At 63.7% G+C, this 12490-nt stretch carries 14 protein-coding genes; 12 read left to right on the forward strand and 2 right to left on the reverse strand.

Annotated elements, in window-relative coordinates; genetic code table 11:
* Positions 1-25: 25 nt before the first annotated feature.
* Together ACIQ36_RS12685 and ACIQ36_RS12690 are read left to right on the forward strand one after the other, a co-directional pair.
* A complete protein-coding gene (locus ACIQ36_RS12685) occupies positions 26-445 on the forward strand; it encodes a phage tail tube protein (RefSeq protein WP_395829779.1) in 420 nt (139 codons plus the stop codon).
* A gap of 1 nt (position 446) precedes the next feature.
* Positions 447-722, forward strand: coding sequence for a phage tail assembly protein (locus tag ACIQ36_RS12690; protein ID WP_395829781.1), 276 nt, complete (start codon positions 447-449; stop codon positions 720-722).
* A gap of 109 nt (positions 723-831) precedes the next feature.
* Here ACIQ36_RS12690 and ACIQ36_RS12695 read toward each other — a convergent pair whose 3' ends face one another.
* Positions 832-1227 (reverse strand): type II toxin-antitoxin system MqsA family antitoxin, encoded by a 396-nt coding sequence (locus tag ACIQ36_RS12695; RefSeq protein WP_395829783.1) that lies wholly within the window; start codon positions 1225-1227, stop codon positions 832-834.
* A 2-nt stretch (positions 1228-1229) separates the two neighbouring features.
* Complete coding sequence (locus ACIQ36_RS12700; protein ID WP_395829785.1) at positions 1230-1526, reverse strand: type II toxin-antitoxin system MqsR family toxin; 297 nt, start codon at positions 1524-1526, stop codon at positions 1230-1232.
* 76 nt (positions 1527-1602) lie between these two features.
* On the opposite strand from ACIQ36_RS12700, the gene ACIQ36_RS12705 reads away from it, so the two are divergent.
* The 10 genes from ACIQ36_RS12705 to ACIQ36_RS12750 form a co-directional block, all read left to right on the forward strand.
* The gene (locus ACIQ36_RS12705; RefSeq protein ID WP_395829787.1) at positions 1603-3441 is read left to right on the forward strand and encodes a hypothetical protein; all 1839 of its coding nucleotides are present in this window, start codon (positions 1603-1605) and stop codon (positions 3439-3441) included.
* A 35-nt stretch (positions 3442-3476) separates the two neighbouring features.
* Entirely contained in the window at positions 3477-4793 is a 1317-nt protein-coding gene (locus ACIQ36_RS12710) for a DNA circularization protein (protein WP_395829789.1), read from the forward strand.
* Positions 4794-4795: 2 nt separating this feature from the next.
* Positions 4796-6280 (forward strand): phage baseplate assembly protein, encoded by a 1485-nt coding sequence (locus ACIQ36_RS12715; protein ID WP_395829791.1) that lies wholly within the window; start codon positions 4796-4798, stop codon positions 6278-6280.
* Between the two features lie 3 nt (positions 6281-6283).
* On the forward strand, positions 6284-6865 hold the full coding sequence (locus tag ACIQ36_RS12720; protein WP_395829793.1) for a phage baseplate assembly protein: 582 nt from the start codon (positions 6284-6286) through the stop codon (positions 6863-6865).
* The gene (locus tag ACIQ36_RS12725; protein WP_395829795.1) at positions 6865-7383 is read left to right on the forward strand and encodes a phage GP46 family protein; all 519 of its coding nucleotides are present in this window, start codon (positions 6865-6867) and stop codon (positions 7381-7383) included. Before ACIQ36_RS12720 ends, ACIQ36_RS12725 begins: the two co-directional genes overlap by 1 nt.
* Positions 7384-7443: 60 nt before the next feature.
* Complete coding sequence (locus tag ACIQ36_RS12730; RefSeq protein WP_395829797.1) at positions 7444-8568, forward strand: baseplate J/gp47 family protein; 1125 nt, start codon at positions 7444-7446, stop codon at positions 8566-8568.
* Positions 8553-9368: a YmfQ family protein gene (locus ACIQ36_RS12735; RefSeq protein WP_395829798.1), complete on the forward strand. Its 816-nt coding sequence runs from the start codon at positions 8553-8555 to the stop codon at positions 9366-9368. The genes ACIQ36_RS12730 and ACIQ36_RS12735 overlap by 16 nt, the downstream gene beginning before the upstream one ends.
* Positions 9361-10509: a peptidase G2 autoproteolytic cleavage domain-containing protein gene (locus tag ACIQ36_RS12740; protein WP_395829800.1), complete on the forward strand. Its 1149-nt coding sequence runs from the start codon at positions 9361-9363 to the stop codon at positions 10507-10509. Before ACIQ36_RS12735 ends, ACIQ36_RS12740 begins: the two co-directional genes overlap by 8 nt.
* A 5-nt stretch (positions 10510-10514) precedes the next feature.
* Positions 10515-12113: a hypothetical protein gene (locus ACIQ36_RS12745; protein ID WP_395829802.1), complete on the forward strand. Its 1599-nt coding sequence runs from the start codon at positions 10515-10517 to the stop codon at positions 12111-12113.
* Positions 12113-12490: hypothetical protein (locus ACIQ36_RS12750; protein WP_395829804.1), on the forward strand; the 378-nt coding region annotated here is incomplete at its 3' end. The genes ACIQ36_RS12745 and ACIQ36_RS12750, both read left to right, overlap by 1 nt.

A 12490-nucleotide genomic window follows, 5' to 3' on the forward strand; every position in this document is an offset into this window, starting at 1 on the left:
TGCAATTCCGGCTGGAGTATAACACATGACGGGGTTTACCTCCGACCGGGCCAATGGCGGCACCGGGCAAGCTTTCTCGAACCGTATCGCCGGAACCATCTATGTGCGCGTCGACGGCAAAATGCTGTGGGCGCGCGGCGGCTGGAAGGTGAATTTCGCCAAACTGACCCGCGAAGGGGTGGTAGGGCAGGACCGGGTCCACGGCTATACCGAGAAACCCGCCATCCCGTCCGTCGAGGGCGAGGTGACGGACCGGGGCGAGCTTTCCCTGGAAAAGCTCGCCCAAATAGAAAACGCCACTGTGACCATCGAGCTTGCCAACGGCAAAACCTATGTTTTGTCCGAGGCTTGGCTGGTGTCGGAGCTTTCGATTGAAACCGAAGATGGGAAATTCTCGGTGAAATTCGAGGGCATGGAAATCACCGAACAGATGCGGGGAGCCTAAGATGGCGGCGCAAAACATCATTAAGTTAACCCATCCCATTCAGGCGTACGGCAAGGAAATCACCGAATTCGTGATTCCGACCCGGCTAACCCTGGGCGCACTCATGTTGATGGATGGTGCGACGGGCGAAATCGCTAAAATCGTGGGCCTGATTGCCGGGGCTTTTAATATTCCTCCCAGCAGCGCCGAACAAATCGACGCGGCGGATTTGGGCCAGATTGCGGAGGCGCTCACCCCTTTGTTACCGAGTGGGGGCCGGGGTGGGAAGAAGGGGTAGGCGATCTCGCCTACCTCCATCATTGGTCACCCACGGACGTTGAGGGGCTGACGGCCCGGCAATATCACTGGTTTCGGCGGCACGCGCTGCGCATTCATAAGGCGCAACGTTAGCGGATTTCCGCCAGCAACTCGGGGTGCCGGTCAAGCAACGTCAGCAGTTTGACTACGGCAACCGGCGGCGCTGTAACCCCCGTTTCATAGCGGCTAAAGGCATTATGCCCACCCCCAAAGAGGGCGGCGGCTTGACGTTGATCTAAGTCGAGTTTTACCCGGACCCGCCGTATGAACGTAGGATCGGCAAGGCGCGCATTAATCTGGCGGTTGAAAGCAAGCATAGCTTCGCTTACGCGCTGGGCGTCGTCCTTATCAATCACAACCTCTTCGCACGCGGGGCAGTAATCCCCGGTAACGGCTGGGATTACTGTTTGATTGTCTTTGTAGTCATACGACATGGGGCGCGTATCTCGGATAAGGTCGGCTTGGCCGCAGGTGGGGCATTTCATGATTAAAGCTCCTTGAATGAAAGAATAAGTAAACCGCTGGTGATGGTTAGTTTTAGATACAGCTTCCGGCCTTCAACGCTGGGGTGATAAACGTCTTGCCATTGGGTGTGATCGCCGTAGCTGGTCATGCTTTTGTAGAACTCAGCAACCGTAAGCGCCTGAACAACCTCAACCATGTCATCCCGCGTCATGCCCAACCCGGCTGCCGTCTTGAGAGACGTTTTGGTGGGCATCACGTTTCCTTCAGCGCAGAGCGCGCGGACGGTGGCTAGGGTGTGATGAGCGGTGCGTTTTTCCATGCCTTTTTTGTAACCCAAATAGGGTTATGGCGCAAGAGATATTTTACCCTATTTGGGTTAATTCGGGGGTATTCGGATGGCTGCAAATATCTCCGCCGCAATCAAAATTCTGTTGACGGCGGTGGATCGGGCAACCGCGCCGATTCGCCGGGTACAGCAGTCTTTGAGCGGCATCACGGCTGCCGCCGCAAAAGCCCGGCTTGCGTTGGCGGCGCTCGCCAGTACCAAGGGCCTTGATAAGCTTAAAGCTGGGCTGGGCGGGGTGCTTGGTAGCCTGCGCGGGATCACCGGACAAGTGGCGGGGCTTGCGGCTCCGGCGGCGGCGCTGTTCGGGGGCGCATCGATTGCGGGGATATTAGGCGCGGTTAAGGCCACCTCCGACTATGCCGACGCGATGGCGACAGCGGCAGAAATCGCAGGGGTTGGCGCGGAACAGTTTCAACTCTTAAATTACGTTGCCGAACAAGCCAATGTTTCGACCGAGGACCTCAGTACAAGTTTTAAGTTTCTGAATAAAAACATCGCTCAAGCACGCTCCGGCAATAAAAAAGCAATTGAGATGTTTGAGGCAATGGGCGTTTCGGCGGCGGACCTTAAAAATCTTTCGCCCGAAGAAGTGATGAAGCGCCTTGCCGATGGGTTCGAGAAAATCGAAAACCCAAGCCTGCGAACAGCGGCGGCGATGGCGCTGCTGGGCAAAAACGGCGCTGCCATGTTGCCCGCGTTCGCGGGCGGCTCGAAGGCGATGGCCGAAATGGAGGCCAAGGCTAAGCGCTTAGGCTTGGCTTTGTCTGACGCGCAAATCGCCCTGGTGAAAGACTTCGGCGATAACGTGTCGACCCTGATGCAGTCTATCCAGGGCCTTGCCCGCAGTATTGCGGTTAAGGTTATTCCCTATCTGGAACCCCTGGTTTTGCGCCTCACCGAATGGATTGCGGCAAACCGGGAGTTGATTGCGACCAAGGCCGGTGAGTTCGTTGAACGGCTGGCGGGGTGGTTGCAGCAGATCGATTTTGACGCGGTGTTGCAGGGGATTACCGAGTTTGTGCAGGGCATTCAGCAGGTGGTTGATTTCTTAGGCGGCTGGGGCAATGCCCTAACCCTGCTGGCCTTAGGCATGACCGGGCTGCTGGGGCCGATGGTTTCGGTGGTCGGCGGCACCACGCAGTTTGCCCTCTCGCTCACCCGGCTATTGCCGGGGCTTGCGGCGGCAACCGGCGGATTCGCGCGGTTTGGCCTGCGGGTGGCCGCGCTCGCGGTCGGCATCGGTGGGCGGCTGGCGCTGGCCTTGGCCGGGTTGGTTCCGGCTTTGGGGGCCTTGATCCCGCCGATTCTGTCGGTCGGGGCTGCCCTTCTGGCAACGCCCATCGGCTGGATTTTGGCGGCAATTGCGGCGCTGGCGGCGGCGGTTTACCTGATTATCGACAATTGGTCCGAGCTTTCGGCCTTCTTTGGGCGGCTGTGGGGCGGCATCAAGGATCTCTTCGGCGGCCTCGTCGATTGGTTTGCCGATATTGGCGGGCGCTGGATGGGCGCGCTCTGGGGCGGGATTAAATCGGTTTGGGCGGGCCTGTGGGGCTGGATTACCGATGCGGTCGGCAGCGTCATCGACCTGCTGGCGATGCCGATTCGCGCGGTGGCGGGGCTGATCGGGGCCACGGTTTCCGGCGGCTCCTCGGCACCCGTCCCCGGCGGACCAGGCGGGGGCGGGCCGATTTTCAATTCGGGCGGCGTGCGCGAGGGTAGTGGGCTGTTGCCGCCTGCGGCGGCGGGTTCGGCGCGCACCCAAATCGGCGGCGAAATGGTGGTGCGGTTTGAAAACCAGCCGCCGGGCATGGTGGTGGAAAAAGCCACGACCGACACGCCGGGGCTGACGTTCCGGCCCGATCTTGGCCCGGCCTTTGGCTTGGTGTGACGTGTCAAGGCAGGTTTTTGAAGGCGGGGTAGAGCATGGCTTGGCGCGACCGTTTGAAACCCGCGAGTTTTCGCGGTGTGCCGTTTTTTGTGGATAGCGCGCAATTGGAGGCCGGGCGGCGGGTAGTGCTGCACGAATATCCGTTGCGCGACCTGCCTTCGTCTCAAGATTTGGGCCGGTCGCAGCGGAAATTTTCCGTTACCGCCTATGTGTTGGGCAAGGATTACATCGACAAGCGCGACCGGCTGGTTGCGGCGCTGGAACAGGGTGGGTCCGGAACCCTGCAACTGCCCACCTGGCCCGCGCAGCAAATGGTGCTGGCGAGCCTGGCGCAGTTTTCGGAAAGTAAAGAGGAAGGCGGCATTTGCCGCATTTCCTTGAGCTTTGCCGAGGCGGGGGAGCCGGTGCATCCGGCGACGGCAGCCGACGACCCCAACGCCAGCGCAGGGCGGACCGTGGCGGCGCGCAGCGCGGCGCGGGATAGTTTTGCCGGGCGCTGGCGCACGCGCGGCTCCGGTGGCGGGCTACTCTCCAGCCTCGTGACCGATGCTTTGGGCGAGGAATGGGGCGGGTTGCTGGCGGGGCTCGCGGCGGTTGCTAGCGATAACGGCAGAATCGCTTCCGGCGGCGGGGTGATTCTGGGCAGCTTGCTGGGGGATTGGACGCTTGGAGATCGCCAGATCATCGGCGATGGCGATGGTCTCGCCACGGGGTTGCTGGGGATTATCGCCGGGCTGGTCGATGAGGTTTCAGGGACCGGCGAGGCCGATGGATTGCTGCGCTCTCTCGCCTCCCTCGCCTATGCGCCGCGCTGGGGGGAGATGGGCACGGGGGTGGCCTATCCGCGCGGGTCGGCCCAGCCAGGCTGGTATGCCAATTGGCCGCGCTCCACCGACCGGCAAACCCTGACCGGCAACCGCGCGGCTTTGGCCGATTTGCTGGGGCAGGCAGTGCTGATCGAACAGGCCCGCCACCTAACCGACTATGCGCCGGTGAGTACGGGCGATGCTATCGGGCGGCGCGAGGCGCTGATTGCCCGCCTTGATGAACAGGTCGACCGGGTTCAGGTGTGGGATGCGGCGTTTATTCAAGCGACCGACGCCGATCAGGGGTTTTCGGCAGCGCTGATTGCGGCCCTCACCGCCCAAACTTTGGGGGCAACGGCGGCGCTGAACCGGGCTGCTGGGCTTGCCACTGTGCAAATCGTGCGGCTGCAAGCCCCCTTACCTGCCGTGGTGCTGGCCTATGACCGGCGCGAGGACGAGCGGGAAGCTGCCGATATCATCGCGCGCAACCGGGTGGTTCATCCGCTCGCGCTGCCTGCGGGCGAGGATCTAGAGACTAGGGGGTGAGGATGACCCAGGTGATTGTGCCACCACTAGAACCTGTAACGCTGATTCTCGACGGCGGGGCGCTAGAGGGTTGGACCGAGATTCGCATCTCCCGCGCGCTCGATCATGCCGCCGGAGATTTTTCGCTTGGCCTGACCGACAAAAGCCGGGGGCCGGACGGGGTGACGGTCCCGGCGCGGCTTTATTGCGGCGCGCCCTGCCAAATCGCCATTAGTGGCGAGGTGGTGCTGACCGGCTATGTGGATGACGTGGGGGTGAGCTATACGGCCACCAGCCACACCATTCGCGTGTCGGGCCGGTCCAAAACCGCCGATCTGGTCGATTGCTCGGTTGATCCCTCCTATTCGGCGGTGGCGAGCGGCGGCGGTTCTTCCGCGTCGACGGAAAAACCGCTGTCCGGTCTCTTCGATAAGCGCGGCGAGATTGCCCGCAGCGTGCGGGGGCAAAGCTCCCCCGATGCGCTTGGCGCGTCAAACGCGCGGACTGCCGGGCTTGCGGCCCAAGCGCAGCCGGTAGCGCAAGCCCCCTCCGGCGCGAGCGGCGGGCATTTTCGCGGGCAACGGCTGGCCCAGGTGGCCCAAGCGCTGGCCCGGCCTTACGGCGTGACGGTGCTGGTGATGGGCGATAGCGGTGATCCGCTGCCCGCAGTAACGGTTGAAAAAGGGGATAAAGTCTTTGACGTTATCGAACGGTTGTGCCGCCTGCGCGGCCTTTTGGCGAGCGACGACGCGCGGGGAAATCTCATCCTTGCCCGCCCTGGCGGCGGCCGCAATCAAGGCACGCTCGAACTCGGTCGCACCATCCTTGCCGGAGACGCTAGTTTCAGCGTCAAAGAGCGATTCTCAGAAGTCCGGGTGTTTGGACAATCCCCCGCCCTGCACCGCGACAGCTACGGGCGCACCTCCGACGATGACGAACTCGACCCCGACCCCGACGATGATGACGGCGATGGCCCAACGGCTCATGGGTCGGCTGTAGCCCCGGACGAGCGGGACGATATTGCAGCGCGTGCCGCCTCGGTCGCAACGGCCCAAGGCGTTGCCCGCGATGCCGGGGTGCCGCGCTATCGGCTGCTGGTGGTGCAGGCCGAAACGGCAGCGGAGGCGGGCGGGGTGCAGGGCCGGGCGGAATGGGAGGTGGCCCATCGGTTGGGTAAGAGCATCGACCTAACCTACACCGTACCCGGCTGGCGGGCAGATACGGGGAGCCTTTGGGAGACCAATGGCACCGTGTGGCTGCTCGACCCTCTTGCAGCGCTCGACCGCAGCCTTGTGGTCGGCAGGCTAGAATTCAGCCTCGATGGGCAAGGGGGCATGGTGACGAAACTCACCCTCGCGCCGCAAGAAAGCTTTGAGCCCGAACCCCTGAAGGCCAAAAAGCCTAAAAGCGGCGGCGGGCGCGGGTCGGACGGCAAGGCGAACGGCAAAAGCGAGAGCCAGGGGCTGTTTGCGCCGCGCGGCGAGGTCGCCACATCGGTAAGGGGATAGGCTTTGGATCAAGACAGTTTCTCCCGCGCCGTTGGCCCCCTGGCCCGGCGGGGCGGGCGCATGGCGGCGCGGGCGATTCTGGGGTTAACCCGGCTGATTAAGGGGCGGCAGGTGGCGCAAACCCAGCGCTTTGCCGAGGAGACCCGCGACGAGACCGAAGTGTTTCAGGGGTATGGGTTCGCGTCGCGCCCGCTGCCGGGGGCTGAGGGCATTTCGATTGCTTTGGGGGGTGATCCCTCCCATCAGGTGATCGTCGCCACCGACGACGCCCGGCACCGATTTGGCCCGCTGAAAACCGGGGAAGTGGCGATTTACGACGATCAAAAGCAGCATGTTTACCTGTACCGCGACGGCATTCGGGTACGCGATAAGCACGGGAATGAGATTCTGACGGGGCGGGGCGGTATCAGCATCACCAGCCCCGCCCCGGTGACCGTTACCGCGCCGCAGGTAGTGGTCGAGAGCGCGGACGTGCGTTTAGGCGCGGGCGACCTTCGGCCCGTGGCGCGGGTGGGCGATAGCGTGGTGGTGGACGGCAAGTCCGGCCAAATCACCAGCGGCGCTGCCAATGTGAGGGCTGGTTGATGGACCCGCAGATTTTCTGGTCAAGCGAGGGGTGGGACGGTGATCTGTCCCTCGCGATCCCCGATCTTGCCCGCGATGAGGATCTAAAGACGGCGGTTCTGATCTCGCTGTTTTCGGACCGGCGGGCGTTGGTGGATGATCCGCTGCCCGATGGTATCAGTATTTGGCGCGGGGCCGAAGGCGACGCCGTGCCCGGCCTGTCGGGGCGGCGCGGTTGGTGGGCGGACCCAACCCTACCGGCGCTGCCCGCAGGTCAGGCCGATTGGATCGGCTCGCGCCTATGGTTGCTGTCCCGCGAGAAATGGACCCCGGCGGTGGCCGAACGGGTGCGGTTTTACGCCGAGGAGGCGCTGACGTGGCTGCTGGAGGATGGCGTCGCCACGGCGCTGGCCTTCGAGGTGGAACGCACGCCGTTTCAGGCGATCCAGCTTTACGTAACCATCACCCGGTCGGGCGGGGCGCTGTGGCAGGGGCGCTTCGATTGGGCGTGGTCCGATTTATTTAAGCTGAAGCAATAGCTTAACCATTTTTCGGGCATCCGAAAAAAGGCTGTTAACCCTCCACTAGGGATTTACCCCATGCCGTTTTATCGGCCTCCCCTGCGCGAGATGGTCGCGCGGATCGGGGAGGATATTGCCGCCCGCCTGCCGGGCGCGGAAGCCGCCCTGCGCCGGTCGGTATTGGGCGTGCTGACAAGGGTTTTCGCGGGCGCGGTGGATGGGCTCTATGGCTATCTCACCTGGCTCGCGCGCCAGATTTTCCCCGATACGGCGGAGGGGGTTTACCTCGACCGGTGGGCCGCCATTTGGGGGGTAAGCCGTAAGCCCGCCGCCCGCGCCTTTGGGCAGGTGCGCGTCACCGGCTTTGCCGGGGCATTGGTGCCCATCGGTACGGCCTGGGCGTGGCAGGGCGGGATCGATGCCGAGGGGCAGGCGCTGCCGACCGTGATTGTCGAGGCGACCGAAGAGGTGACGCTGCCGCCCACCGGCTTTGCGCTGGTTTCGGCGCGGGCAGCGGAAGCGGGGGCAGGCAGCACGCTGCCCGTTGGCGCGCGCCTGTCGCTGGTTAATGCGCTGCCGGGGATTTTTGCCGATGCCCGCGTCGAGACTGCCTGGGGTGGCGGCGCGGATGTCGAGAGCGACGAGAGTTTGCGCGAGCGGCTGCTGGCGCGCATTCAGCGCCCGCCGGAAGGCGGGGCGGTGCATGATTATCTGGCTTGGGCGCTGGCGGTGCCGGGGGTATCGCGCGCCTGGATTTACCCGCACCGAATGGGCCTCGGCACCGTCGGCGTGGCGGTAATGTGGCAAGACGGCGCGGGCGGGGACCGCACCGCGACCGATGGCGAGCTGCAATTGGTGTTCAATTACATCGAAGACCGCCGCCCGGTGACGGTGGGGGTGTTCGTCTTTGCCCTGCAGTCGGTGGCGATCAACCTCACCATTCGCCTCAAGCCGCCCAGCCAGGCGGTGAAAAACGCGGTGCGGGCCAATCTGCTCGATCTCTTTATGCGCGAGGGCGCGCCCGGCGGCGTGCTGCTGATCTCCCATATTCGGGAGGCGATCAGCACGGCCTTGGGCGAGTGGGACCATGTGGTCTATCCGCCCACGGGACCGGACATTACCAACGATCAATATGGCAACGCCATTATGGCCGATGCCGCCGGAATCCCGGTGTTGGGGGTGATTACATGGATCAACCTGTAATTCCAGCGCTCCCCCCCGAACTGCTGATCCCCTGCGGTGCGACGGATGAGGATTATCGGCAGATGATGGCGGACCTGCTGCCGCTGGGGCCGGTTTGGCCGCGCCGACCGGAAAGCACGCTGCAACGGCTGCTGCTGGCCTTCGGGGCGGAGCTTGCCCGTGCCCACAATCGCGGCTGCGATTTGGCGCGCGAGGCGGTGCCATCCGACTCGGTCGAGCTTTTGCCCGATTGGGAGCGGGTAACGGGCCTGCCGGACGAATGCGAGCCGCCGGGCGGATCGACGATTGAAGCCCGGCAACGGCGCGTCGTGGCGAAACTCAACCACCGGGGCGGGCAGTCAATCCAGGTTTATAAGGACCTGGCGCGCGACAGTTTTGGCATCAGCCTGTGCGTGCGCGAGTTTCGCCCGTTTCGGGCCGGGCCGGATCGGCCTTCGAGCGATCCGGCTGCGCCGGGTGCGGCCCCGACCGGCTTTGTCGTCGGGCGGCGCTTGCAGTCGGAATTCTACGGGCATGCCGGGGCGGTGCTGTCGAACAATGATTGGCGGTTTGTGTGGTCGGTCTGCCTCTGCGATCCCGCCAGCGCCCCGCCGGGCGCGCAAGAAATCAAATTCAGGGCCGGGGCGAAGCCGCACCCGGCGCAAATCGGGGCTTTGGGCCGCGCGGGCGACCCGTTGCGGATCTACGAGGATAACCTCGTTTGGTTCCTTTGCCTCCTCAACCGAAACAAACCGGCGCACACGCTCCTCGTTTGGAACGTGCTCTGCCCCGACCTCATGGAGCGGTTTAAATATGCATAGGATTGATGGGGAGGGCGCAACACCCGACCGGCGCTTTACCGAGGGCAACCCGATAAACGGGACGGTGCCCACGGTGGTGACGGCTGGGTGGCTGAACGACCTGCAAGAAAACATCATGCGGGTGCTCCAAGAGGGCGGGATTGTAGCAGTTAAGGGCCGCGATCTTGATTTGTGGGATGCCATCAAAGCGGGTACGACGCGGCTGATCGACGACGCTTTCCAGAGTTTCGAGTACGTCCAGCAGGGCGGCAATGTGACCGGTACGATTAAGGGTGGCAAATTCACCCTAAATGCCCCCGTACCGCCGCCCCCGACCGGTGGAGGTGGGGATGGACCCGCTATTCCCGATGGGGTGGTTGCGATTGGCTCGGGTACCAGCATTCGCCCGGCGCAAACGGGATCGTCAGCCGCGACCTGGAACGGCAAGCTTTTGGGTGTGAACGATGGTGCGGTGGGCGCAAACGGCGGCGATGGGCTGTTCGTGGTCTACGCGGGCACCGGCACCGGCAATTTCATCACGGCGATTGAAAGCAGCGGCCCCGGCCCGGCGATTGCCGGGAAAAACTTTATCCGCTGCGCCAATTCTGTTCCTGCGCCCGGCGATGGCGGCAGCCTCGCGTTTCAGGTCGATATGCAGGGCAATGGGTCGGCCCGAAGCTGGAACCTGCTGCCCGCCGATTATGCCGAATGGTTTGAAACCGTTGATGGTCAGCCGATTCCGCCGGGGGTTTCGGTCGTGCTGGACGGCGGGAAAGTCCGCGTCGCCACGCCGAAAGACGCGCGGCGGAATATTCTCGGTATCACCCGCCCGGCGGGCGCGCCGGGGGTGATCGGCAATTCAGCCGAACACCATTGGTCCAAAGCGTTCCTAACGGATGCCTTCGGGCAGCCGATTCTGGAGGAAATCCAGCGTGAGGAAACCGACCCCGAAAGCGGCGCGGTGACGCTGGTGGCAGCGCTTACGCCCAAACGCAACCCGGATTATGACCCGGCCTTGCCTTACGTGCCGCGCAGCCAGCGCCCCGAATGGGCGTTGGTCGGGCTGCTCGGGCAAATCCCGGCGCTCCCCGATCAGCCGATGGGTGACCGTTGGGTCACGATGGCCGAAACCGACACACTTACTCTTTATTTCGTGAGGTAATAATCATGGCACGGCTTGCCCTAAACTTTGGCTCTCCCGCCAATAATGACGGCGAAAAACTGAAAAGCGCCTTTGCTAAAATCGATACGATGACGGAGGAGATTTATACCCTCCTCAGCAACGCTCAGCCAAAAACTCCCTTCCTGACCGGGTTGTTGGCGTTGAATAGCGCGGGGCTGCTCGCGCGGAACAGCGACGGCGCTGCGGTGGTGCAGCCCATCGGCGCGTTCGGCGGCACGCTGCTGGCGGCGGGCACGGCGGCGAGCGCACGCGGGGCGCTGGAGTTGGGGGATGCGGCGCGGCTGGGCGTCGGTGGCCCCGGCGGGGCCGTGGTCTATGATGAGAACGGCCAGCTTCCCTTTGGCGCACTGCCCCCCATTCAGTTGGGCAATATTCAAGGTTTGCCGTCGACCTGGGCACCTTCGGCCCACACGCACCCCTGGACGGAGCTAAGCTTTATTCCGCCGCTCGTCGCCGCGCTGTCGCAATTGCTGGGCGATGGGCTGCTGACAAAAGCGGGCGGGGTGCTGAGCCTCACCAATGCCAGCGCAACCGGCCTGTCGCTGCTGGCGGCTTTGGATGCACCGGGCGCGCGGGGCCTGCTGGGCCTTGGGGCTGTGGCGCTGGCGGGTTGGGACGTGGAGGGCGGTGCGGCGCGCATTACCGGGGGTAAAATCTCGGCGGCGTTTATTCCCCAGATCAACTACGAGCTTGACCCGCAATTTCCGGCCAATGAGGCCGAACGGCTGGCCTTGCCTGCTGAAACTCCGGCGGGCACGCTGGTATTCCAGGCCACCCCGCCGGGTATTTATGTTGTCACCGATCAGCCCGCCAATCGGTTTTATGATTTCACCCCGCCCGGATCGCCGGTGTTATCGGTCTTTGGCCTTACGGGCGCGGTGCAGATCAATAATCTTACCGCGCTTGCGGGCGCAGCGGCGGACGCCGATCAACTGGCGCTCTTTGACGCCTCGACGGCGACCCACACCCGCGTGACGCGCGGGGCGCTGCTCAGCATGACGGGCGCGCCCGATGGCAAGGCGGGGCTTGCCGATGGCAGCGCGAGCCTGATGGTGGCGAGCGGGCTGGGCGTTCTGTCGAAAGTCGCGCTGTCCGATTGGCTGAACGCCCACGCGGCCCGCGCCAATCCGCTTGAGAGTGATTTAATCCTTGCGGGTCCGGCGGCGGGGCTGCCGGGGAAAACCACCCTGGCGCAACTCTTTACCGGGCGGACGCTGAAGGGCGGCACGCTCGCGGGGATTCTTGAAGCGGAAACGGTCCGGGCGAATTGGAGTGGGTCGGTTGTTCTCCCCCCCTATACCGACCAGAACATCTACCGGGGTCTGCTCACCGGCAATACGGTGCTGACCCTGCCCGCCCGCCCGGCGGGGGTGAATGTGGGTTTGGGGATTACAATCGTCATCGATCAGGATGGCACGGGCGGACGCACCCTGACCGTCAACGCTGCGGGCGGAGAAACCATTTATTGGAACGGCGGCGGTGGTCCTGCCATCCTCACGGCAGCCAATATGCGCACTTACATTAACTTGGTGGCTCACGCGGGCGAAAACCGCTGGGACGCGACGATTGTGTGGAAGCAATAATGCGCACGCTCACGAACCGGCTAATCGGCGGTGGGGGCGCGCCGCCGCTGCCGCAATGGCGCGTGGTGAACGCCCCCGTGCTGGCCTATTGGTACCTGATGGCGACCGATGGGGCGGGGCGGTGGGTGGCGCTCGGCAATCTGCCGACCAACGGCAATACCGCCGTCACCGCGATCTCAACCGACAATGGCGAATCCTGGTCAATGGGCGGGACGTTTCCGGGGGGCAGCGGTTTTACGCGATTAATCTATCATGACGGGCTGTTTATGGCCGTGGGTCTCTATGCCGTTTGGTCGACCCCAAACGGCAATACCTGGAGCCCCGAAACCCTGCCGTATGCCCCGAGCCCGGCGAACGGCTATGCATGCGCGCTGGCG

Origin of the sequence: Elstera sp. (assembly GCF_044372965.1) — a bacterium.
GTDB lineage: Bacteria > Pseudomonadota > Alphaproteobacteria > Elsterales > Elsteraceae > Elstera.